Genomic DNA, 620 nt, shown 5'->3' on the forward strand with positions numbered 1-620 from the left:
ATTCGCAATTCCTTTAGTTGTTCCTTTCTATTCTCACTCCGCTGAAACTGTTGAAAGTTGTTTAGCAAAACCTCATACAGAAAATTCATTTACTAACGTCTGGAAAGACGACAAAACTTTAGATCCGGCCAAGCTCTGGCGTAATAGCGAAGAGGCCCGCACCGATCGCCCTTCCCAACAGTTGCGCAGCCTGAATGGCGAATGGAAATTGTAAGCGTTAATATTTTGTTAAAATTCGCGTTAAATTTTTGTTAAATCAGCTCATTTTTTAACCAATAGGCCGAAATCGGCAAAATCCCTTATAAATCAAAAGAATAGACCGAGATAGGGTTGAGTGTTGTTCCAGTTTGGAACAAGAGTCCACTATTAAAGAACGTGGACTCCAACGTCAAAGGGCGAAAAACCGTCTATCAGGGCGATGGCCCACTACGTGAACCATCACCCTAATCAAGTTTTTTGGGGTCGAGGTGCCGTAAAGCACTAAATCGGAACCCTAAAGGGAGCCCCCGATTTAGAGCTTGACGGGGAAAGCCGGCGAACGTGGCGAGAAAGGAAGGGAAGAAAGCGAAAGGAGCGGGCGCTAGGGCGCTGGCAAGTGTAGCGGTCACGCTGCGCGTAAC

Annotated in this window: 1 pseudogene; it reads left to right on the forward strand. The window is 46.5% G+C overall.

Features of this window, described 5'->3' with window-relative positions:
• Nucleotides 1-7: 7 nt before the first annotated feature.
• Nucleotides 8-94 (forward strand): annotated as a pseudogene (locus AB0C16_RS40235) (hypothetical protein); the annotation flags it as partial.
• Nucleotides 95-620 lie beyond the last annotated feature (526 nt).

It is taken from the genome of Nonomuraea sp. NPDC048916 (genome assembly GCF_040649575.1).
Classification (GTDB): domain Bacteria; phylum Actinomycetota; class Actinomycetes; order Streptosporangiales; family Streptosporangiaceae; genus Nonomuraea.